The 22,004-nt window shown below is 74.4% G+C and carries 19 protein-coding genes; 12 read left to right on the top strand and 7 right to left on the bottom strand.

The features are described from left to right. Position 1: 1 nt before the first annotated feature. The 8 genes from CLV43_RS33175 to CLV43_RS33210 are packed head-to-tail and all read left to right on the top strand — an operon-like array spanning position 2 to position 9,279. Positions 2-1,033 carry a MupA/Atu3671 family FMN-dependent luciferase-like monooxygenase gene (locus tag CLV43_RS33175; protein WP_106192230.1) on the top strand — a complete coding sequence of 344 codons (1,032 nt, stop codon included), beginning with the start codon at positions 2-4 and terminating at the stop codon, positions 1,031-1,033. Then, positions 1,030-2,328 (top strand): condensation domain-containing protein, encoded by a 1,299-nt coding sequence (locus CLV43_RS33180; RefSeq protein ID WP_106192232.1) that lies wholly within the window; start codon positions 1,030-1,032, stop codon positions 2,326-2,328. Before CLV43_RS33175 ends, CLV43_RS33180 begins: the two co-directional genes overlap by 4 nt. Continuing rightward, positions 2,325-3,263: an acyl carrier protein gene (locus tag CLV43_RS33185; protein WP_106192233.1), complete on the top strand. Its 939-nt coding sequence runs from the start codon at positions 2,325-2,327 to the stop codon at positions 3,261-3,263. Before CLV43_RS33180 ends, CLV43_RS33185 begins: the two co-directional genes overlap by 4 nt. Positions 3,264-3,265: 2 nt before the next feature. Beyond that, positions 3,266-3,754: a GNAT family N-acetyltransferase gene (locus CLV43_RS33190; protein WP_245887157.1), complete on the top strand. Its 489-nt coding sequence runs from the start codon at positions 3,266-3,268 to the stop codon at positions 3,752-3,754. After that, a complete protein-coding gene (locus CLV43_RS33195) occupies positions 3,751-4,647 on the top strand; it encodes a beta-ketoacyl-[acyl-carrier-protein] synthase family protein (protein WP_211304675.1) in 897 nt (298 codons plus the stop codon). The genes CLV43_RS33190 and CLV43_RS33195 overlap by 4 nt, the downstream gene beginning before the upstream one ends. After that, the gene (locus CLV43_RS33200) at positions 4,644-4,886 is read left to right on the top strand and encodes an acyl carrier protein (RefSeq protein WP_106192235.1); all 243 of its coding nucleotides are present in this window, start codon (positions 4,644-4,646) and stop codon (positions 4,884-4,886) included. The genes CLV43_RS33195 and CLV43_RS33200 overlap by 4 nt, the downstream gene beginning before the upstream one ends. Next, positions 4,883-6,187: an MFS transporter gene (locus CLV43_RS33205; RefSeq protein ID WP_106192237.1), complete on the top strand. Its 1,305-nt coding sequence runs from the start codon at positions 4,883-4,885 to the stop codon at positions 6,185-6,187. The genes CLV43_RS33200 and CLV43_RS33205 overlap by 4 nt, the downstream gene beginning before the upstream one ends. Beyond that, entirely contained in the window at positions 6,184-9,279 is a 3,096-nt protein-coding gene (locus CLV43_RS33210; protein ID WP_106192238.1) for a non-ribosomal peptide synthetase, read from the top strand. Before CLV43_RS33205 ends, CLV43_RS33210 begins: the two co-directional genes overlap by 4 nt. Before the next feature lie 37 nt (positions 9,280-9,316). Here the strand turns inward: CLV43_RS33210 and CLV43_RS33215 are convergent, their stop codons facing one another. From CLV43_RS33215 to CLV43_RS33225, 3 genes are all read right to left on the bottom strand, one after another. After that, a complete protein-coding gene (locus CLV43_RS33215) occupies positions 9,317-9,700 on the bottom strand; it encodes a Dabb family protein (protein WP_106192240.1) in 384 nt (127 codons plus the stop codon). Between the two features lie 123 nt (positions 9,701-9,823). Beyond that, positions 9,824-12,505 carry an ATP-binding protein gene (locus tag CLV43_RS33220; RefSeq protein ID WP_342749830.1) on the bottom strand — a complete coding sequence of 894 codons (2,682 nt, stop codon included), beginning with the start codon at positions 12,503-12,505 and terminating at the stop codon, positions 9,824-9,826. Between the two features lie 52 nt (positions 12,506-12,557). Beyond that, the gene (locus tag CLV43_RS33225) at positions 12,558-13,241 is read right to left on the bottom strand and encodes a DUF2306 domain-containing protein (protein ID WP_245887158.1); all 684 of its coding nucleotides are present in this window, start codon (positions 13,239-13,241) and stop codon (positions 12,558-12,560) included. Between the two features lie 260 nt (positions 13,242-13,501). Here CLV43_RS33225 and CLV43_RS33230 point away from each other — a divergent pair, with 260 nt between their 5' ends. After that, entirely contained in the window at positions 13,502-13,798 is a 297-nt protein-coding gene (locus CLV43_RS33230) for a hypothetical protein (RefSeq protein WP_106192243.1), read from the top strand. A 7-nt stretch (positions 13,799-13,805) separates the two neighbouring features. Here CLV43_RS33230 and CLV43_RS33235 read toward each other — a convergent pair whose 3' ends face one another. Next, complete coding sequence (locus tag CLV43_RS33235; protein ID WP_245887159.1) at positions 13,806-14,276, bottom strand: MarR family winged helix-turn-helix transcriptional regulator; 471 nt, start codon at positions 14,274-14,276, stop codon at positions 13,806-13,808. Positions 14,277-14,428: 152 nt separating this feature from the next. Between CLV43_RS33235 and CLV43_RS33240 the strand changes: the two genes are divergently transcribed. The 3 genes from CLV43_RS33240 to CLV43_RS33250 all read left to right on the top strand — a co-directional run bounded on the left by CLV43_RS33240 (position 14,429) and on the right by CLV43_RS33250 (position 17,098). Beyond that, positions 14,429-15,376: an NmrA/HSCARG family protein gene (locus tag CLV43_RS33240; protein WP_106192245.1), complete on the top strand. Its 948-nt coding sequence runs from the start codon at positions 14,429-14,431 to the stop codon at positions 15,374-15,376. After that, on the top strand, positions 15,373-16,146 hold the full coding sequence (locus CLV43_RS33245; protein ID WP_106192247.1) for a 3-oxoacyl-ACP reductase family protein: 774 nt from the start codon (positions 15,373-15,375) through the stop codon (positions 16,144-16,146). The genes CLV43_RS33240 and CLV43_RS33245 overlap by 4 nt, the downstream gene beginning before the upstream one ends. Positions 16,147-16,243: 97 nt before the next feature. After that, positions 16,244-17,098, top strand: coding sequence for a DUF1963 domain-containing protein (locus tag CLV43_RS33250; RefSeq protein WP_106192248.1), 855 nt, complete (start codon positions 16,244-16,246; stop codon positions 17,096-17,098). Between the two features lie 60 nt (positions 17,099-17,158). On the opposite strand, the gene CLV43_RS33255 is transcribed toward CLV43_RS33250, so the two are convergent. The 3 genes from CLV43_RS33255 to CLV43_RS33260 all read right to left on the bottom strand — a co-directional run bounded on the left by CLV43_RS33255 (position 17,159) and on the right by CLV43_RS33260 (position 21,947). Beyond that, positions 17,159-18,475 carry a M28 family metallopeptidase gene (locus CLV43_RS33255; protein ID WP_245887160.1) on the bottom strand — a complete coding sequence of 439 codons (1,317 nt, stop codon included), beginning with the start codon at positions 18,473-18,475 and terminating at the stop codon, positions 17,159-17,161. An 80-nt stretch (positions 18,476-18,555) separates the two neighbouring features. After that, positions 18,556-19,170, bottom strand: a complete 615-nt coding sequence (locus tag CLV43_RS47280; RefSeq protein WP_146174992.1) for a hypothetical protein — start codon at positions 19,168-19,170, stop codon at positions 18,556-18,558. Further along, positions 19,167-21,947: an AfsR/SARP family transcriptional regulator gene (locus CLV43_RS33260; protein WP_342749831.1), complete on the bottom strand. Its 2,781-nt coding sequence runs from the start codon at positions 21,945-21,947 to the stop codon at positions 19,167-19,169. The genes CLV43_RS47280 and CLV43_RS33260 overlap by 4 nt, the downstream gene beginning before the upstream one ends. Positions 21,948-22,004: the final 57 nt, after the last annotated feature.

The raw sequence follows: 22,004 nt of genomic DNA on the forward strand, positions 1-22,004 counted from the left end.
CGTGGACTTCAGCCTGATCTTCTTCTCGGGCGACGAGAAGAACAAGTACCGGTTCGTCCTGGACGCCGCGCGGTACGCCGACGAGCACGGCTTCACCGCGATCTGGACGCCCGAACGGCACTTCCACCGCTTCGGCGGCCTCTACCCGAACCCGGCGGTGCTCGGCGCCGCGCTCGCGATGGCCACCCGGCGGCTGCAGATCAGGGCGGGCAGCGTGATCCTGCCGCTGCACAGCCCGATCCGGGTGGCCGAGGACTGGTCCATGGTGGACAACCTGTCCCGCGGCCGGGCCGGGCTCGCACTGGCCACCGGCTTCAGCCCGGTCGACTTCGCGATCAACCCGGCGGGCTGGGCCGACCGCCGCCGGCGCACCTTCGACGCCGTCGGCACCATCCGCGAGCTGTGGGAGGGAGCCCCCGTCTTCGTCGAGGACGGCCTGGGCAACAACGTCGAGGTGGAGCTGCACCCGCAGCCGGTGCGGTCGGAGCTGCCGCTCTGGCTGACGTGCACCAAGAACCCGGAGACCTTCGAGATGGCGGGCAGGCTCGGGTGCAACGTGCTCACCGCGCTCATCGACATGACGAACGAGGAGCTGGAGGAGAAGCTCGCGCTCTACTACAAGACCCTCGAGGAGCACGGTCACGACCGCGAGGACGTCGTCGTCACGCTGATGCTGCACACCTTCATCGGCACCGACCTCGACGAGGTGCGGGAGACCGTGCGGCCCGCGTTCACCGAGTACCTGCGGTCGTTCTTCACGGTCATCGACTCGCAGAAGAAGAACCTGGCGCCGGGAGCCGGTGTCCGCGACATCTCCGACGCCGACCAGGACGAGCTGATCGGCTTCGCCTTCGACAAGTACTTCGGCCGGGGCGCGCTGCTGGGGACCCCGGACTCGTGCGCGGCCGTGGTCGACCGGTTCCACGGCATGGGCGTGCAGGAGATCGCCTGCCTGATCGACTTCGGCGTCGAGGAGGGCCTGGTCATGGAGAGCCTCGGCCAGCTCGACGAACTCAGGAGGCGGTACGCGTGAGCACCGAACTCGCGGCCAGGCTCGCGGCCATGACCCCGCGGCAGCGGGCCGAGCTGCGCGACCGCCTGGCGAGCGCGAGCCCGCGGCAGGACTCGCTGACCCCCGGCCAGCGGCGGTTGTGGCGGACCCACCACGAACACGCGGGCACACCGGTCGACGTGGTGTGCCAGGTCGTCGAGCTGCGCGGCACCGTCGACACCGGAGCACTGGTCGACCGGGTGCGGGCGTTCGCCCAAGCGCACGAGGCGCTGCGCACCACGTTCACACCGGTCGGCGACGACGACGCCCGCCCGGTCGTGCACGACACGCTGCCGCCGCGGGTCGACCGCACCCCGTGCGCGGACAGCGCGACGGCGCACGCGCTCGCGGCCCGGCTCGCCGCCGAACCGTTCGACCTGGCCGAGGGGCCGCTGCTGCGCGTCACGGTCGCCGAAGGACCCGACCGCGGCTGGCTGCTGGTGGTGGCGCACAACCTGGTGTTCGACGCGTGGTCGTTCGAGCTGCTGCTGGACGCGCTGGACGGCGGGGCCGGCGCGGGCGCGCCCGCCCGTCCGTTCAGCCGGTTCGCCGCCGAACAGCGGCGGTGGCTGGCCGGTCCCGACGCCGCCGCGGCGGCTCGGTACTGGACGGCGGAGGTGGCGGACGCCCCGCAGGCGCCGCCCACCGACCGGCCGCGCGGCACCGACACCCCGCGGGCAGGCGCGCGGGTCGACTTCGAGGTGGGGCGCGCCACCGCCGACGGCATCGCCGCCGGTGCCAAGAAGGCCGCCGCGACACCGTACGCGGGCTGGCTCGCCGTCCTCTGGGCCGCGCTGGCCGAGCACGGCGGGCACGAGGACGTGCTGCTCGGCACGTTCACCGCGGGCCGGGACCGGCCGGGCGACGACCGGGTCGTCGGGTACCTGCTCAACGTCCTCCCGGTGCGGCTGCGCGACCCCGGTGGTGGTTCGCACGGTGCGCGCACGCGGGCGGCCAAGGCGGCGACGACGGCGGGCCTGCGGCACGCGGGGTACCCCGGCGAGCTGGTCGGCGGCCCGCCGCCCGCCGCGGTGTTCGTCTTCGACGACCTCGCGGGCCCGGAACGCACGGTCGCCGGGGTGCCGGCCACCACGCTGGACGTGGACAAGGGCGTCGCGCGCTACGACCTGACGGTGGCGGTGTACCCCGGCGCGGACGGCGCGACCGGCTGGCTGGAGTACGACACCGCGCGCTACGACCGCGACACGGTCGTCCGGCTGGCCGGGCGGTTCACCGCGATCGCCGACGCCGCCGCGGCGGAAGGCGGGGACGCGTGAGCACACCGCGGCTGTGCACTCCGGGGTACGCGCTCGGCGAGTTCGCGGAACCGGTCGCCGAGCTGCCCGAACTGCTCGCCGACCCCGGTGTCGCCGCGGAGCTGACCTCGGCCGCCGCGGGGTTCGACACCTACCTGTGGTCGGAGGCCGGGATCACCGAGCTGATGGCCACCGCGGTGCACCAGGCCGTCGCCGCGTCCGGGGTGCCCGCCGCCGAGGTCGACCTGGTCCTGCTCGCCACGGACTCCCTGCCCCGCGACCGGTCCGCGCACCGCGACGTCGCCGAGCTCCTCGCCGAGACCGGGCTGGTGAACGCCACCGCGAGCACGGTGGGGCTGATGGACTGCGCGACCGCGATGGTCGCGGTCGGCATGGCGGCGTCCCTGGTGCGCGACGGCAGCGCGCGACACGTGCTGGTGGTCTCCGGAGACGTGGCCGACCTGGCCACCGCCGGGCAGCGCGTGGTCGCGGGCGGTGCCGCCGTCGCCAGCGACGCCGCGGCCGCGGTGCTGGTGTCGGCCACGGCACGGGGGTGGCCGGTGCTCGGCACGGCCCACCACCACGCGCCTGAGCTGGCCGGCGACGGCGTGCCACCGCGCCGCCAGCTCGCGGTCAGGGTGTCGGCCTACCGCGAGCTGTTCGGCAGGCTCGCGAAGGGCAACGCGGTGCGCCCCGACGAGGTCGGTGCCGTGCTGCCGAGCAACCTCGCCAGGAACGTCATGGGGGCCTACCTGGCCGACCTCGGGTACGGCCCCGACCGGATCGCCATGGACAACGTCGGCCGGACGGGGCACTGCCTGGGCAGCGACCCGCTGATCACCCTGGCGGACCGGCCGGAGTCGGGCGGCGGCCCGCTGGTGCTGCTCGGTGCGGGCATCTCGCACCTGGCCGCGACCGTGGTCGCGGGCTCGACGATCCCCGCCGTGGAGGAGTGAGGGTGGACGTGACCGTGCGCGCGCTGACCGAGGACGACTACCCGGCGATCATCTCCAGGGTCGACCTGTGGTGGGGGCGGCCCGTGGCCGGGATGCTCCCGCGGCTGTTCCTGCGCCACTTCCACCGCACGAGCCTCGTCGCGGTCGACGAGGACGACGCGATCGTGGGCTTCCTGGTCGGCTTCCTGTCCCCGGACGTCCCCGACGAGGCGCACACGCACTTCGTCGCGGTCTCGCCCGAGGTCCGCGAGTCCGGGCTCGGCACGCTGCTGTACAGGAGGTTCTTCGACATCGCGCGGGAGGCCGGGAGGTCCAGGGTGACCGCCGTCGTCTCCCCCGTGAACACCGTGTCGCAGCGGTTCCACCAGGCCGTGGGGTTCCGGGCGAAACCGCTGCCGGGCCAGGACTCCCACGACGGCACGACGCCGCCGGTGTGGCCGGACTGGGACGGGCCCGGTCAGCACCGGACCCGGTTCGAGTACGCGTTGTGAGCGCGCGGGCGCACCTGCTGGGGTGCGGTTACCGGCTGGGCGAGCGCCGCGAGCCGGTCGCCGCGCTCGCCGGGGCGGTTCCCGAGGGCTTCGCCGAGTACCGCGTGGGCACCGGTTCCGTCTTCGACCTTTACCGCCCGGCGGCGCGGCAGGCGCTCGACCGCGCCGGGATCGAGCCGCGGGACGTGGGTGTCGTGCTCTACGCCTCCGAGACGGTCACCGGGGATCCCAGCGCGCACGGGTCGGCCGCCGGGCTGATGCGCGAGCTGGGCCTGACCCGCGCCTACCCGGTCACCGTGGGCTTCTCCGACTGCGCCACCGCGACGGCCGCCCTCGGCCTGGCCGCGTCGTTGGTGCGGGACGGCGGTTCGCGGCACGTGCTGGTGCTCTCCGGCGACCTGGTGCGCACGGTCCTGCCCGACGGCCCGCTGGTCCTCGACGGCACCGCGGTGGCCAGCGACGCGGCCGCGGCCGCCGTCGTGTCGGCCCACGAGGGTGGTTGGGAGGTCGAGGCCTCCGCACGGCACGTGGACTACGAGGCGCTGCGGACGGGAGGCCCCGCCCGTAACAGGCTGGTCGGGCTCCTGACCGCGTACCGCACCCTGTTCGCCGACCTGTGGGAGGCCTCGGGTGCGCGCCCCGGTGACGTCTCGGCGGTGCTGACCGACAACGCCGCTCCGGACGGCGCCGGACTGTTCCTCACCGAGGCCGGGTTCACGGCGGAGCAGCTGCGCCCAGGCGACGTCGCCCGGAACGGGCATTGCCTCGGCAGCGACCCGCTGATCAACTTCAGCGACCACTCCGACGACGGCCGGGGCTCCCGAGTGGTGCTCGTCGGGTCCGGTGCCGCGCACCTGGCCGCCGTCCTGCTGCGAAAGGTGGAACAGGGATGAACCCGGTGGGGGAGAAGCTGGCGGGGCTGTGGCGCGAGGTGCTGGAGACCCCGCGCGAGTCCTTCGCCGACGGGGACGACTTCTTCGCGGTGGGCGGCACCTCGATGCGGGCGATGGCGCTCGTGCAGCGGATCTCCGACGAGTTCGGCGCCGGGTTCGGGCTCGGGGAGCTGCTGGCCGACCCGAGCTTCGGCGCCGTCGCCCGCGCCGTCGGGCGGGGGGAGGCGGAGTCCTCGTGACCACGTCGTTGGCGGTGGTGCGCAGGCTTCCCGGCCGGACGCGGGCGGCCGTCCTGGCCAACGTGCTCAGCTCCGCGGGCACCGGGCTGGTGCAGCCGTTCCTGGTGCTCTACCTGACCGAGGTGCGCGGGTTGTCGGTCGGCACAGCGACCGCCGTGGTGTCGGTGATCGCACTGGCCTCGTTCGCGGGCGCGCCGGTGGCGGGACGGCTGGCCGACACGGTCTCCCTGCGCGGCGCGGCCGCGGTCGCGATGGCGCTCGCCGCCGTCGGGACGGCCGGGTTCGCACTGGTGGAGAGCCCCGGCCCGGCGGTGGTGGCGGCGGTCGTCCACGGGCTCGGCCAGGGCGCGATGTTCACGATCTGGGGCACGGTGATCGCCCGCGACGTCGAGGGCGAGGACCGCGCGACCGCGTTCGGGTTCCAGTTCATCGGCCTCAACCTCGGTGTCGGCATCGGCGGTGTGCTGGGCGGCGTCTTCGCCTCCGCGGCGAACCCGGCCAGCTTCCAGCTGCTCTACGCCTGCGACGCGGTCACCTTCCTGCTCGCCGGGGCGATGCTCGTCCGGGTGCTCGGACCCGGCCGCACCGGGGACGGCTCGGCGGAGGCTCCCGGCGCTGCGGGCGGCTACCGCTCGTTGCTGGGCGACCGTTCGCTGCTGCTGGTGCTGGCGTTCACCGTTGCGCTGGTGCTGGTCGGCTACGGGCAGCTGGAGTCGAGCGTGCCCGGCCTGGTCTCCGTGCGGGGACTGGACCCGCGGGTGATGGCGTGGGCGTTCGTGGCCAACACGGTGTGCGTCGTGGTCGTCCAGCTCGCCGCGATCGGGCGGATCAGCCGCACCCGCCCTGCCGTGCTGATGGCCGGGACCGCGGCGTGCTGGGCGGCGTGCTGGCTGCTGCTGTTCGTCGTGACCCTGGTCGACGGCCCGCTGGCGGCGGCGCTGTTCATCGCCGGGATCGGGGTCTTCGCCCTGGGGGAGACGATGTTCTCGGTGGCCATGCCCACCGTGGTCAACGACCTGGCGCCCGACGCCCTGCGCGGTCGCTACAACGGCGCCTACAGCACGGCGATGGCGTCCGGGCTCGTGCTCGGTCCGCTGGTGGGCGGGCAGCTGCTCGTCCACGGCCCTCCGTGGCTGCTGACCGTGGTCTTCGGCGTGGGCGCGGCGGTCTGCGCCGGGCTCGCGCCGGTGCTGGGGCGCCGGATCCCGCACCCCGTTGAGCAGGACCCTGAGCAGGACCCTGAGCAGGACCCGGTGCAGGACCCGGTGCGGGACCGGACCGGGGCGGGAGGCGGTCGGTGACCGAGGACCGCGAGGCCGGGGGTGTCGTCCACCGGATCTTCCGGCGCCGCGCCGCCGAACGCCCCGGCGCCACCGCCCTGGTGCACCGCGGCGCGGTGACGACCTACCGGGAGCTGGACGAGCTGTCGGACACCTTCGCCGCCGGGCTGGCGGCGGCGGGCGTCGGCGCCGGTGCCGTCGTCCCGCTGGTGATGCCCAGGTCGCCGCGGCTGGTCGCGACGATGCTGGCCGTGCTGAAGCTCGGCGCGGCCTACGCGGCCCTGGACCCGAGGTGGCCGCGCGCCCGGATCGAGGAGCTCGCCGGGCTCGCCGCGGCACCGCTGCTGGCCACGTCCCCGGATCGGGCCGAGGGGTGGTCGCTCAGGACTTGGACGCCGGTCGACCTGCCGGACGCGGCCGTCCCGCCGGCATCACCACCGGTGCGCGAGACCGACACCTGCTGCGTCTTCTTCACCTCCGGCAGCACGGGACAACCCAAGGGGGTGTGCTCACCGCACTCCGGGATCGTGCGCCTGAGCACGCCGTCGCCGTCCCTCCACATCGGACCGGACGCGGTCGTCCCGCAGGCCGCGCCGCTGCCGTGGGACGCGATGTCGCTGGAACTGTGGCCCGCGCTGCTCAACGGCGGCACCAGCGTGCTGGTCGACGAGCCCTACCTGACCACCGGCGGGCTGCGCGCGCTGGTCCGCGACCACGGCGTCAACACGGTCTGGCTCACCGCCTCGCTGTTCAACCTCTTCGTCGAGGAGGACCCGGACTGCTTCACCGGCGTGCGCCAGGTGCTCACCGGCGGGGAGCGGCTGTCCCCGCCGCACGTCCGGAGGTTCCTGGCGGCGCACCCGGACATCGCGCTGTGGAACGGGTACGGCCCGGTGGAGAGCACGGTGTTCGCCACCACGCACCGGATCACCCCGGCGGACTGCGCGACCGACGCGGGGATCCCCGTCGGCACACCGGTGCCCAGGACGGGGGTGCTGGTCGTCGACGAGCGGCTGCGCCCGTGCCCGGTGGGCACCACCGGCGAGATCTGCGTGACCGGTGCCGGGCTGGCCAACGGGTACCTCGCGGACCCCGAGCAGACCAGGCGGCACTTCGTCGACATCACCGTGCGGGGCGCGGTCACCCGCGCCTACCGCACCGGCGACCTGGGCCACCTCTCCGCGGCCGGGGTGCTGCACCACGCGGGCCGGATCGACCGCCAGGTCAAGATCCGCGGGCACCGCGTCGAACCGGGCGAGATCGAGGCCAGGGTGGTCGGCATCGCCGGGGTGCGCGGCTGCGCCGTGCTGCCGGTGCGCCGCGGCGGTCCCGGCTACACCGGACTGGTCGCCGCGGTCACCCTGACCCCGACCGCGGAGGTGACCGCCGCCGACATCGCCGACGCCCTGCGCGCCACCCTGCCCCCGTACCTGGTCCCGCGGGTGGTCCGCGTGCTGCCGGAGCTCCCGTTGACGGCCAACGGGAAGCTGGACGCGGCGGCCGTGCTGGAGGCGGTCGCCGGGACGGCGGGGGAGGAGCGGACCACGTCGGTCCCTGCTCCATCCGTTGTGGACGGTGCTGCGGTCCGGGACCGGGTGGCGGCGGCGTTCGGCGAGATCCTCGGCAGGGCGGCGGTTCCGCCGGGGGTGTCGCTCTTCGAGCTCGGCGGCGACTCGCTGGACGGTGCCCGGCTGTGCGCGCGGATCGGTGCCGCCGTGGGGATCGCGGTGCCTGCGTCGGTGTTGGTCAGGCGGCCGACGGTCGACGGGCTCGTGGCCTGGCTGGAGACCCGGACCGCACCCGCGACGAGCACCCCGGTGCCCGCTGACGGTGGTCGCCACCGGTTGCTCCCCATGCAGGCGGGGTTCCTCTTCGCGCGACTGGCCGACCCGGCGGACGTCTCGGCCCACTGCGAGCTGCACTGGCGCGTGCGGGGGGACTTCGACGTGGCGGCGTTCACCGCGGCCGTGGGCGAGGTCCACCGCCGCAACCAGTCGCTGCACGCGCACTACGTCTTCGACCGCGAGCCGGTGGCCCTCACCGACCGGCCGCCCGCGCCCCCGGAGGTCCGGTCTCTCGACGCGGCACCGGACTGGGAGACCGCGGCCGGGCGCGTGCGGGCCGTCCTGGACGAACCGCTGGACATCGGCACCGGCCGTGTCTGGCGGTGCGCGCTGACCCCGGTCGCCGACGGCACCGGGTGGCTGGTCTCGGTGGTGGTCCACCACATCGCCTTCGACGGGGCGTCCGCCCGCCCGCTGGCCGACCAGCTCGGCGCCGCCTACGCCGCCCACGACACGGGGCCACGGCCCGGCACGCTCGCCGAGGTGTTCGCGGGGTACCGCGCCCAGACCGACGAGGCGTCCCTCGACGAGCAGCGCGCGTACTGGCGGACCAGGCTCCACGGGGTACCGCCGCTGGCCTTCCCCGAGCCCCCGGACCGGGGCGCGGCGGGTCCCGCGCGGGACTTCCGCCTCGCCCCGGCCGCGCTCGCCGCGGTCGACCGGGCGGCGCACCGGTGGGCCAGCACGCGGTTCGCCGTGCTGCTCGCGACCTACGCCCAGGCGCTCGGCGCGGTGAGCGGGCAGGACGACTTCGCCGTCGGTGCCCCGGTCGCCAAGCGCTACCACCCCGCCACCGCGGACGCGATCGGCTGCCTCGTCGACGTCGTCTGCTTCCGCTTCACCCCGAAGCCGGACGCCGTTCCGGAGGCGCTGCAAGCCGTCCACGACGGCCTCGCCGCGCAGGACGTGCCGTTCGAGGAGGTCGTGCGGCTGGCCGCCGACCCGGCCCGCGACCGCCTGCGGCATCCCCTGTTCCAGACGATGTTCGCGTTGCAGGACGAGTCCACCGCGGTGCTCGCCCTGGACGGTTGCCGGGTCACTCCGGAGCGTCCGGGAACCGGGCGGGCCGTGCACGAGCTCGAGGTGGAGGTGTGGCCGCAGCCCGACGGGTCCGCGCACGTGGCGGTGGGGCACCGGCCCGAGCGGGTGGCGACCACCTTCGCCGCCGCGGTCGCCGCGGCCTACCGCGACCTCCTGGACGGGTTCGGCCGGTCGGAGCCGGCGGAACCCCGCGCGCACACCGGAGTAGAGCGACCGTCGACGTCCTGAGCCCGGAGGGGGTCCGCACCACGGCGAGCCCCGCGGGTCAGGACCGCGTCGGGGTGCCCACCAGCGCGGCCAGCTCCGGGTCGGCCTCGTACCGCCGCCGGTGCAGGTCGGCGATCTTCGCGCCCAGGTCCGGGTCGCCGTCGTCGGTGATGTCGAAGGACTCGTACCTCTCGACCAGCGGCATGCCGATCCGGTCGGTGCGCGCGTGCGCCGGGTGCGTCAGGTACTCCCAGTAGCCGTCGAGGTCCTCGATGACGAACACGCCGCCCCAGTCGAAGTCGCCGCCGTGGTCGCGGCCGACGACGTAGGTCCGCACGGCCGGGACGACCCGGCCGTGCTCGCGCATGCTCTCCAACGCCTCCTCCACCTGCTGCGGCGTCACGCCGGCCTTGGCCTTCATGCGGATGCTGTGGTAGATCACCGTGTTCCCTCCGTGGCGGTGGACCTGTGCCGACCGTTCCCGGTCGTGATCCCACTGTGCACCGGCCCGGCGACCCGCCGCGTCAGCAGGAGTTGCCTATCCGGACAGGACGGTGCGCGGACGTCACCGCTCCAGGTCCGGGTGGTCCTTGAGCTGCCTGCGCGACGTCACCCCGAGCTTGCGGAAGATCGTGCGCAGGTGCGCGTCGACCGTGCGCTTGCTGAGGAACAGCTGGGTGGCGACCTCGTTGGAGGTGGCGCCCGAGGCCACCAGCCGGGCGACGGCCACCTGCTGCATCGTGAGCGTCTCGTAGGCCTGCGCGGAGCGGCGCTGGACCCGGTGCCCGGCGGCCCGCAGCTCGCCCGCGGCACGGCGGGCGAACGCCTCGGCGCCCGCCGCGGCGAAGAGCTCGTGCGCCGCCCGCAGCTCCCGCAGGCAGTCGACGCGGCGTCCCTTGCGCCGCAACCATTCCCCGTACACCAGGTGCGCCCGGCCGAGGTAGTGGCGGAAGGTGACGTCCGCGAGGCGGTCGACGGCCTCCCGGTAGTCGTCCTCGGCTCCCGTCACGAGCCCCCGCGAGTAGGCCGTGACCCCTTGGCCGATCGCGGTCCCGGTCGCCCCCGTGCGTTCGGTCAACGCCTCCAGCGCCCGTTCGGCCACCACGGGTTCACCGCACGTGACGGCGGCCTCGACGAGCTCGGGCAGGGCCGCGCCGGTGAGGAAGATGTCACCGTGCTCGGTCGCCGCGCGGGCCGCGGCCAGCGCGGCGGGGTAGTCGGCCAGCCCGTTGTGCAGCAGGGCCGCGGTCCAGTGCACGTTGGTCACCTGTCCCGTGTCCGCCGTGGTGGCCTCCCGGAACAGCCGCCGCACCTCCCCGCGGTGGCCCCGCATGGCGGCCAGGTGCAGCCGGTGGTGCACCAGCGGGGGCTCGCCGGTCGCGTCGGCGACGGCCTCCTCCTCGGCGGTCGCGGCCAGCGCCCGTCCGAGGTCACCGGCGAAGACGGCCTCGTAGACCTGTTGCGCGAAGGCGAGTCTCAGCAGCAGTGGCGAGCCCGACTCGCGGCCCTCCTCGAGCAGCCGTTCGCCGATGGCGCAGTAGGTGTCGGAGTCCCACAGCTCGATGCTGATCATCGAGGCGAGCGCCGGACGTCGGCTCCACAACGGACTGCCCTCGGCGTGCAGCGCCTCGCGGAGAAGTGGGACCGAGGCGCGGAAACCGCGCTCGGCCAGGGTGATCAGCGCTTCGAGGAGGTCCGGGGAGCTCGGCGCCGGTGCCGAGGCCCGTGCCGCGCGGAGCACCTCGTCGACGACGTGACCGGCGCGACCGACGACCAGGCTCATCTCCAGCGCGTCCAGGAAGCAGTCCCGCGCCCGGTCGGGGTCCAGTGTGGACAGTCGTCGCGCCGCGCTCACCGTCAACGCGGGGCCGTCGTTGTCACCGGGGCGGGTGAAGGCGATCCGGCCTCGCAGCAGGTCCGCGCGGGCCCGGTGGACCTCCTCCAGCCCGGCGTCGTCGAGGGTCGCGAGGAGGTCCGCCGCCCGACCGGTCGCGCCCGCCTCGACGCAGGTCCGCGCGGCGGTCAGCGTCCGTTCGGTGCGGCGCCGGGCGTCCAGCGACAGCGCGACCGAGCGTTCGAGGAACGCGGCCGCCGCCGCGACACCTCCGCGGGCCCGTGCCCGCGACGCGCGGCGCTCCAGGTCGACCGCGACGTCCTCGTCCGGGCCCGCGCACGCCTGCGCGCGGTGCCACGCCCGCCGGTCCGGTGCCGTGCGCGGGTCGGTGGCCCCGGCCAGCGCACCGTGGGCCGCCCGGCGCACGTCGTCCGGCGCGGCGCGGTAGACCGCCGAGCGCGCCAGCGGGTGGCAGAAGCGGATCCGCGCGGCGAACTCGACCAGCCCGGTGGCGGCGGCGGCCGCGCTTGCTGTCCGCACTTCCACGCCCAAGGCGTCGGCGGCGGGCCACAGCAGGCCGGGATCACCGGTGGGGTCGGCGCAGGCGATCGTGAGCAGCAGCCGCGCGTCGGCGGGCAGACCGGCCAGCCTGGCCCGGAAGCCGTCCTCGATCCGGGACGGCACCGAGGACGCCGCGGGCAGGGCGAAGCCGCCCGCCCTGGGGAGCTCCAGCAGCGCGAGCGGGTTGCCGTCCGCCTCGGCGACGAGCCGGTCGCGCACCCGGTCGTCCAGCGGGAACGGGTAGCGCGCGGCCAGCAGGGTCTTGGCGTCCTGGTCGCCCAGCCCGGCCACGGCCAGCCGCGGCAGTCCGGTCAGCTCCTCCGTCGTGGCGGGCAGGCGAAGCCCGAGCAGCACGGCCACCGGGTCGGCCGCGACCCGGCGGGCGAGGAAGGCCATCGTCTGCGACGACGCCGCGTCCAGCCACTGCGCGTCGTCGACCACGCACAGCACCGGCTGCTCGCCGCCCACCGCCGTGACGAGCTCCAGGACCGCCAGACCGACCTGGAACGGCTGGGGCGTCCCCTCGGCCAGGCCGAACGCGACGTGCAGCGCGTCGCGCCGCCGGTCGGGCAGCCCGGCGACGCGGTCGAGCAGCGGGGCGCACAGCTGGTGCAGCGCGGAGTACGGCAGCTCCTGCTCGAACTCGGCACCGAAGGCCCGCAGCACGCGGAAGCCGGAGGCCGCCCGCACCGCGTGCGCCAGCAGCGCGCTCTTCCCGATCCCCGCCTCGCCGCCGAGCACCAGCGACCCGCCCCGGCCCGCGCGCGCGGCGTCGACGAGCTCGTCGAGCCGACGGGTCTCGCGGTCCCGGCCGACCAGCGTCGGCCCGGTCCCGTGCGCGGGCGTCACCACGCTTCGCCGACCATCGGCTCACACCCCTCCGCCGACGTCGGCCGGGCGGTCGTCACGCCCGCACCGGCACCGGCGCCTGGGCCTGGACCGGCTCGCGCCGGGCCAGCGGGGCGAGGGTGCGCTGGATGATGAAGTACTCGGCCACGAGCACGTTGCCCAGCAAGGACAGCCAGGCGCTCACGGTGTAGACGTCCTTGTACTCCAGCCAGGTGACCGAGTTCATCAGCACGAGCAGCGGCAGCTGGTAGAGCCGCAGGGTCACCGCGGCGAACGTGAGCGCGTAGTTGCGCACCATCCAGATCCGGTGCAGCTGCACCTCGCGCCGCCGGATCGCGCGGTAGGCCTTCGCGGCGGTGTACAGCCACGCCGCGATCAGCACGAAGAAGGCCACCTGCAACGGGAAACCGCTCTTCGTGACCGCGGACGAGTACACCGCGACCAGCGAGGCGACGACGACCGAGACCAGGTAGACCCGGCCCGTGATCCGGTGCAGCCGGGGGAAGCGGGTCCGCAGCCTCGGGATGAACTGCCACGGGCCGGTGACCAGTGCGATGCCCGCGGGCACGGCGTGGAGCACCAGGCTCGTGTAGTACCCCGGCGTGGTCCGGTCGAGGTCGGGGACGGTCGTGCCGCCGACCAGGTAGGGCGGCACGAAGTAGCCCGCGATGCCGAGCGCGAGCACGGTGAGGAGTCCCCACAGGAACCACCACCAGCGTTCGCGGGCGGTCCGTGACATGACTGCAGCCGACATTGCGGGACTCCGGTTTCCGTACGGGGACGATCGAGTGGGGACCGCGGACCCGCCGTGCCGGTGCCCGGCGGGGGATCCGCTCCCGGCGCCCATCCTGGACTCGTCCCGCTCCCGCCGCGTCGGCATCAAGTGCCTAGTTCCGGCGACGCGACCACGGGTGGGCGACGGTGCTACCGGGGTATGACGGGAACGGGGGTACCGCGGTAGCACGACGCGACGGCGCGTCCGCCCCTAGCGTCCTGGCGATGACCGCACTGCTCTCCCGCCTCGGTGTCCACCCGCGTCCAGGACTCGGCCGCGCGCTCGTCGCGCTGCCGTTCGCGCTGCTCATCGTCCACCTGGTGGCCCGCGGCTGGTTCTACCCGTTGTGGCCGGACACCGTGGGCGCCATCGGCCACCCGTTCACCGAGGACCCGCTCATCAACGGCTGGGGCGGTCCCACGCTCATCGGTGCCTGGGCCGTGCACGCCGCCATCGCGCTCGGCATGCAGGTCGTCTGCGTCGCCGTGCTCCGGCTGCTCTACCCGCGCCCCGGTCGGTGAGGCCGCGTCAGGACCGGGTCGCGGCCACCAGGTTCGCCTCGACCTGCGCGAGCGCGTCCAGCAGGGCGGTCCGCGTGGTCGGGGGGATGTCGCCGACGGTGGAGGACTCCAGGTCGTGCCACATCCGCTCGATCTCGGCGCGGATGGCGTCGCCCTCGGCGGTGGAGGAGACGAGGGTCGCCCGGCCGTCGCGGGGGTCGGGGGAGCGCTCGACCAGGCCCGCCTTCTCCAGCCGCTGCACCATCCTGGTGATGGTCGCCGAGTCGGAGTCCAGCACCTCGATCAGCTCCGTCTGGCGCACCGGGCCGGAGTCCCACAGGTGCATGAGCAGCAGCTCCTGGCCGCGGTGCAGGCCCAGGTCGCGCAGGAGGTGACCGGCGAGCATCCGGTGCAGCCGGACCACCCGGAACAGCGCGTGGCTGACGGGTCCGCGCCCCGCGGCGCTGGGGAGCTTCCTCGTACCTCGTTCTCGTGACACGGGTCCATGCTCCCCGTCCGCCGGGGTCGCGGGCGTCAGCGACTCCGGCCCGGTGGTCCAGCTCACAACCGCGCGCGGAATGCCGGCGGCAACTTACCTGTTTAACCAGGTAAGTTGCCGCACTGGAGCGGCGACACCACCGAGGAGTGCTCGTGAGCGACAAGAAGATCATCGCGGTGCTGGGTTCGACGGGTGCGCAGGGTGGCGGACTGGTCAGGGCCGTCCTGGACGCGCCCGACGGTCCGTTCACCGTGCGGGCGATCACCCGCGACGCCGACTCGGCGAAGGCCCGCGAGCTGGCCGACCTCGGCGCCGAGGTGGTGGAGGCGACCCTGGAGGACGAGGACTCGCTGCGGAAGGCCTTCGAGGGCGCCCACGGCGCCTACGTGGTGACCAACTTCTGGGAGTCCATGTCCGCGGACGTCGAGCTGGCGCAGGCCGCGACGGCGGCGCGCGCGGTGAAGGCCGCCGGTGTCGCCCACGTCGTCTGGTCGACCCTGGAGGACACGCGCGAGGTCATCCCGGTGTCCGACCGGCGGGTCCCGGTGCTCCAGGACCGCTACACCGTCCCGCACTTCGACGCCAAGGCCGAGGCGGACGCGTACTTCCGCGACTCCGGCGTCCCGACGACCTACCTGCGGACCACGTTCTACTGGGACGGGTTCGCCCAGGGCTCCGGGCCGCGGCGGGGCGAGGACGGACGGCTCGTGCTGAGCCTGCCGATGGGCGCGGCCAAGCTGTCGGGCATCGCGTCGGAGGACATCGGCCGCACCGCCTACGGCGTGTTCGCCGCGGGCGAGGAGTACGTGGGCAAGACCGTGAGCATCGCGGGGGAGCACCTGACCGGCGAGCAGTACGCGGCCGCGTTCGCCGACGCGCTGGGCGAGCCCGTCGCCTACCAGCCGGTCCCGCACGACGTTTTCCGCTCGCTGGGGCTGCCCGCGGGCGAGGAGCTGGGCAACATGTTCCAGTTCTACGTCGAGGGTGAGCGCGACTTCGTCGGCGCGCGCGACCTGGACCTGGTCCGCTCGCTCAACCCCCGCCTGAAGACCTTCCGCGAGTGGCTGGCCGGGAACGTCGAGGCGGTCAAGCCCGCATGACGACCACCATCGGGAACGCGACCTCGGCGGAGCCGCACCTCGACGGGAGGGCGGCGCTGGTCACCGGCGGGTCGCGCGGGATCGGCGCCGCCGTCGCCCGCAGGCTGGCCCGCCACGGCGCCGGGGTCGCCGTGACCTACTCCAGCTCGTCGGAGGCGGCCGACGGGGTGGTCGCCGACATCGTCGGCCGGGGCGGGCGCGCCATCGCGGTCCAGGCCGACAACGCCGACGCCGGGCAGGTGCGGGCGGCCGTGGCGCGCGTCGTCGAGGAGTTCGGCGGCCTGGACGTCCTGGTCAACAACGCGGGCGTCGCGGTGTTCGCCGCCACCGACCGGCTGGGGCTGGACGACTTCGACCGCATGGTCGCGGTCAACGTGCGCGGCGCGTTCGCCGCGGTGCAGGCGGCGTTGCCGCACCTGCGACCGGGCTCGCGGATCATCACCACCGGGAGCGTGTTCGCCGACCGCAACCCGTTCCCGGAGATGGCGGTCTACTCCATGACCAAGGCGGCGCTCGCCGGGCTGAGCCGCGGGTTGGCGCGCGAGCTGGCGCCCAGGGGCATCACGGTCAACGTGGTCCAGCCGGGCGCGGTGGACACCGACACCAACCCCGCCGACGGTGCCGCGTCGGGGACGATGCTCCCGGCGACCCCGGTCGGCCGGTACGGCACCGCCGAGGAGATCGCCGGGCTCGTGGCCTACCTCGCGAGCCCGGAGGCGGGGTTCGTCACGGGGGCGACCATCAACGCCGACGGCGGGTTCGCCACCTGACCGCCGCCGGACGCCTCCTCCGCGTGGCAAGGAGTGTCCACATCGGACAAAAGAGGTGGCGGCAGGCCCGCGGCGGCGGTGGCTAGGATCGTCCGCCATGATCCCTGAGCCCCTGGACCGGTTGGGCCCGTTCCGCGACAAGGCGGTCGCGCGCGGCGTCCCCGTCGAGGACGTGGAGCGGTGGGTGGCCACCGCCCGCCCCTGCGCGACGCTGACGTTCAACGGGAACGGGCCCGTCGTGGGTCGTCTCGGCGGCCCGCTCCTGCTCCCGGCCGACGTCCCGGACCCGGTCCACCCCTTCGTCGCCTCGATCGACCTCGCCGCGCTCGCCGGCGTGACGGATCTCCCGCTGCCCCCGGACGGCCACCTGCTGCTGTTCGCCTACCCGGAGGAGGAGTGCTGTCCCGCCTGCTCCACCGGCAACGTGGGCGGCGTGGTGCACGTCCCCGCCGGGGCGGCGGTGGTGGAGCGGGACGCGGACTCCTGGTCCGGGCACGACGTCGACGACCGCAGGACGACGGTCGAGGAGTTCCCGCGCGCTCCCCTGAAGGCGACCGCGGACGTGTCGCTGCCCTACCACTACCTGGGCGAAGATCCGGGGACCGGGCGGCTCCCCGGCCATCCCCGGTCCGAGGAGCTGGTCGAGGTCTGGGACGACGTCTGCCGCGACGTGGACCTCTGGTGCGAGCTGCAGATCGGCGGCTACTCCAACCAGGAGGCGGTCGGGACCGACCCGGTCGCCGACGCCGTGGCGAAGGCGCTGAGGGCGGCGGAGGCGGGCCGACTGGACTGGCCGGTCTCGGCCGATGTCCGGGACTGGGCGCTCCTCGCCGACTGGCACCTCGACGTCAGCGGCTGGGAGGGCGCCACGGTGCACTGGTCGATCCAGCGCGATGACCTGGCCGCGCGGCGCTTCGACCGCGCGGTCACCACGCTGTACTGGAACCCCTGATCCGGTCGTCCGTCCGGAGCAGGCCTCCCGGTGGCGGACCGCCACCGGGAGACCTCCGCCTCAGAACTGCAGCGACCAGCCGTTGATCCGGCCGGTGTCCTGCGCGGCGACGTCCTGGACGCGCAGCTTCCAGACGCCGTCGGCGACCTTGCCGGAGGCGTCGACCGAGTAGGTCGCGACCACGTCGTCCCCGCTGTCGTTGCCGGAGTTCTTGACCCGGAACGAGGTGCCGTCCGGCGCGATCAGGTCGATCACCAGGTCACCCCGGTAGGTGTGGGTGATGTCGACGCCGACGCCCAGGGTGGCCGGGGCGTTGCCGGTGATGCCGGAGACGGTGATCGGGCTCTCGACCGTGCTCAGGTCGGGGATCGTCACGTCGGTGGTGTTCTCGAACTTCGGGCCCGCGGGCGGGGTCTCCACCTGGGCCAGCGTCCACAGGGCGTGGGCGATCGCGTCGGTGTTGCGGTCCAGCGCGGGGACGTCGATGTTCGCCGTCGTGTCGCACGAGCGGTGGTAGCAGCGGTCGAACGCGACACCCGAGGTGCCGCCCCACTTCGCGGCCTGCGCGGCGGTCTTGACGACCTCGGCACCGGAGAACGTGCCGCCGGTCGCGATGCCCGCGCGGGCGAACGCGGCGTGGTCGGAGCGGCCGCCGACCTCGGTCAGCTCGGTCTGCACGCCGACCGACGTGTAGTAGTCCACCAGCATCTGCTGCACGGCCACCGAGCCCGCGGGCTGGCCGGCGCCCGCGTAGACGAAGTAGCCGGGGTTCGGCGAGCCGGTCATGTCGAAGTTCAGGTAGGTCTTGATCTTCGACTTCTCGGTGGAGGACAGGGAGTTCACGTAGAACGTCGACCCGACCAGCCCGAGCTCCTCCGCGCCCCACCAGCCGAACCGGAGGTGCCGCTGCGGCTGGAACTGCTGCGCGGCCACGGTCAACGCGACCTCCAGGATCCCCGAGGACCCGCTGCCGTTGTCGTTGATGCCGGGACCGGCCGTGACGCTGTCCAGGTGGCCGCCCACCATCAGGACGCTGTCCGGGTCACCGCCCGGCCAGTCCGCGATCAGGTTCCACCCCGTCGCGCCGCTGGAGGTGAACTGCTGCAACGACGTCTGGAACCCGACCGCGTCCAGCTTCGCCTTCACGTAGTCGACCGACGCCCGGTAACCGGCCCTGCCGTGCGCCCGGTTGCCGCTGTTGGCCGTCGCGATCGCCTGGAGGTCGTCCAGGTGCGCCCGCACGTTGGCCACCGGGATGTCCGGGGCGGCCACCGCGACGGGTGCGACAGGTGCCGCGGCCGCCGTGGTCGGACTGAGCAGGGTTGCGGCGAGCAGCAGGACGCTCGCCAGCGACAGGGTGGACTTCTTCGAGAACAAGGCTGCCTCCGCAGGGATTGGGAAAGCCTCGTCGAGCTTGGGGGCTGGCGGGGCGCGGCGGTAGCTGAGTTCGTCGTGGATCATTCGGCGGAGTGGGTGTCGGTATCCTCGAAGAGTTCAGTGTTGACTGAAAAATGCGTCGCGGCCCTACCGGATCCCGGCGTGGTCCAGCCGGGCGTCCGGTGTGCCGTCGGCGGTGAGCACGCGAACGAGCGCTTGGTCCTCCGACAGCGGCACGACGGCGTCGGCGCCGTCGGGCCAGTCGGGCCCGTCGGGTGCGTTGCCGTGGTCGACCGCGTCCGGGGTGTGGGTGTAGTTCGTGGCGATGGCGACCAGACCCAGTCGATCATGGCGCGTGCGATCCGGGCCGAGTACTTGCCCGCGTCGCCGTTGCGGCCGTGGCTGATCACGACGGCCGGGTGCGGTCCTCCGCCCGCGGGCGTGAACAGGACGCCCTCCAAGGCGTAGCGCACCCCCTGGTCGGTCGACCGGCAGGTCCAGGTCGCGCCGCTCGGCGACCGGGCGTCGCCGAGCACGGTGAACGCCGCGCAGTCGGCTCCCGCGGGCACGACACGGGTGGGCGGCGGGCCGGTGAGGCACGCCGGCGCACCGAGCAGCAGCAAGGCCGTCCGGAGCACCGCCACCTTCCCACCGACCCGACCGCCCATCCGGGCCCATGACAGGGCGGGGCTCACGCGCTCTCCGTGGTCTTCGCCGGTCCCAAGGAGCCCGCCGCGAGGCCGTCCAGCTGTCGGCGGATCCGTTCCGCGTCGTCGTCGCGGCCCTGTTCCCGGTACAGCTCCAACGCCTCCCGCCACACCGAGCGGGCCTGGTCGTGGTGGCCGAGGGCGGCGTGGGGGTGGCCGAGCGCGTCGAGGGCGGGAGGGACCTGGTGGGTGTAGCCGTGGTCGCGGTACAGGGCCAGGGCGTGGGCGTAGTGGGCGACGGCCTGCGCGTGGTGGCCGGTGCGGTGGGCGATGAAACCCAGCGTGTCCAACGTGTTCGCCTCGCCGTCGGGGCTGCCGCGGTGGCGGCGGTGCAGGGTGAGGGCGGCGTGGCAGTGGACGCGGGCGGTGTCGTAGTCGCCGAGGCGGGCGGAGTACCAGCCCACGACGTTGAGCGCCTCGGCCTCGGCCACCGGCTGGTCGAGGCCGCGGTGGAGGTCGAGGGCGCGGCGGGCGTGGTCCAGGGCGCGCCGGTCGTCGCCCAGGTGCTCCCAGGCGGCCGTGAGCGCCACGTGGATGTGGGCCTGCTGGGTGGGGTCCTCGTGGTGCTCGGCCTCGGTGAGGGCGAGGCGGAGGTGGGCGATGGCCTGCTCCAGCCGCCCCAGGCCGGCGCACACCAGGCCGAGCGCCCGGTGGGCGTGGGCGAGGGCGGTGGGGTCGGGCAGGTGGGTGGCGGCCTCGGCGGCGGCCTGCCACATGACGAGCCGGTCGTGGCGGTGGCCTCGCAGACTGTGGAACGTGTCCAGCGCACGGGTCAGGTTCCACACGTCGGCGTGCCACCCGTGGCCCACGGCGGTCTGGTGGCTCGCGAGCAGGCAGGCGTGCTCGGCGTCGAACCAGGCGAGCGCGGCCTGCGCGTCCGGCAGCCGGTGCGGGCGCACGCCGGGTGCGGTCGGGGCGAGGTGCACGGGGAGGCGGTGGGGGTTCAGGAACCGGTCGGCGGCGCACGCGGTGTGGGTGTAGAAGTCGAGCAGCCTGCGCAGCGCCTCCTCCCGCACCTGCCCGGTCAGGTCCTGGTGGGCGGTGGTGGCGGCGCAGGCGCGGATCAGGTCGTGCATGGCGTAGCGGCCGTGCGCGCGCCGGTGGACGAGGGAGGCGTCCTCCAGGGCGTGGAGGGCCCTGCGGGTCTGTGCCTCGGGCAGCCCGGTGAGGGAGACCAGGGCGGGCACGGTCGTGTCCGGGCCGGGGGCGATGCCCAGCAGCCCGAACACGGTGCGCTGGACGTCGGTGAGCCTGCGCAGCGACCACGACAGCACGGCGGGCAGGCTCGCGGCGGGATCGGTGTCGTGGTCGAGCGTCTCCATCCCCAGCTCGCGCAGCTCGGCGGCGATCTCGGCCAGCGCGACGCCGGGGCGGGTAGCGGCCTTGCGGGCGGTGATCGACAGGGCCAGCGGGTAGCCGCCGCACAGCTCGACCAGCTCGGCGACGGCCTCCGGCTGGGGCGCGATCCGGGCCCGGTGCAACCGCCCGGTCAGCAGCTGCCACGCCTCGGTGTCGGCGAGGACGTCCAGCTGGACGTGGACGGCGCCGTGGCGGTCGATCAGCGAGGCCAGCCTGGTGCGGCTGGTGACCAGCACCGTGCAGGTCGGGCTGCCCGGCAGCAGCGGGGTCACCTGCTCGGCGGTGGCGGCGTTGTCCAGCACCACGAGCATCCGCTTGCCCACCAGCAGACTGCGGTACAGCGCCGCCTGGGCGTCCAGGTCCGCCGACAGCGAGGTGGGGTCGACGCCGAGCGCGGTGAGGAACCCGCGGATCGCGGTCGCGGGGCTCAGGGGTTCGCTGTGGTGGCTGTAGCCGCGGAGGTCGACGAACAGCTGCCCGTCGGGGAAGCGGTCGACGTTGCGGTGGGCCCAGTGCAGGGCCAGCCAGGTCTTGCCGATCCCGCCCGCGCCCGCGAGGGCGGAGAGCACGACGGTGGTGGCGCTGCCGGGGACGTCCACCGCGGTGTCGAGCAGGTCGAGCTCGTCGTCGCGGCCGATGAACGGCGTCGGCGGGGCGGGCAGCTGCCGGGGGACCACCACCGGGCGGGCCGTCTCGACGGGCGGGTGGGCCAGAGCGGGGTCGGCGGCGAGGATGCGCTGGTGCAGCTCCTGCAACGCGGGCGCGGGGTCGGTGCCGACCTCGTCCACCAGCTGTCTTCGGATGCGCCGGTAGTGCTCCAGCGCCTCGGCCTGGTGCCCGGACAGGTACAGCGCCAGCATCGCCTGGCCGGTGAGGCGTTCGTCCAGCGGGTGCTCGTCGACCCGCGCGGTCAGCTCGGGCAGCACCTCGCCGTGCCTGCCGCAGCGCAGGGCCCAGTCGACCCGGTCGGCACGGGCGGCGGCGTGCTCCCGGTGCAGTTGTTCGCGCACCGACCGCGCCCACGGGGTGTCCAGCTCGGCCAGCGGCTCGCCGCGCCACAACGCCAGGGCCTCGTCCACCAGCGCCAGCGCGTCGCGCGGACCGCGGCTGTCGCGGGCCTCGGCGACCAAGCGGTGGAAGCGGTGGAGGTCCACGCTGTCGGGGTCGGCGCCCAGCCGGTAACCGGTGTCGTGCCACAGGACGGTGATGCCGGTCCGGTGCAGCGCGCGGCGCAGGTTGGACACGTAGGTCCGCAGCACCGACCGCGCCCGTGCCGGTGCGCGCTCGCCCCAGACCCGGTCGACGAGCCTGTCCGGCGGCACCACCTGGTTGACGTCGGTCAGCAGCACGGCCAGCACGGCCTTCTGCCGGGCGTGCCCTACCGGTAGTCGGATTCCATCCGACACGACTTCCAAACTTCCCAAAACGGTGATCGCGACGGATAACGGCGCGACCTCTCCACT

Origin of the sequence: Umezawaea tangerina (assembly GCF_003002815.1) — a bacterium.
Taxonomy (GTDB): domain Bacteria; phylum Actinomycetota; class Actinomycetes; order Mycobacteriales; family Pseudonocardiaceae; genus Umezawaea; species Umezawaea tangerina.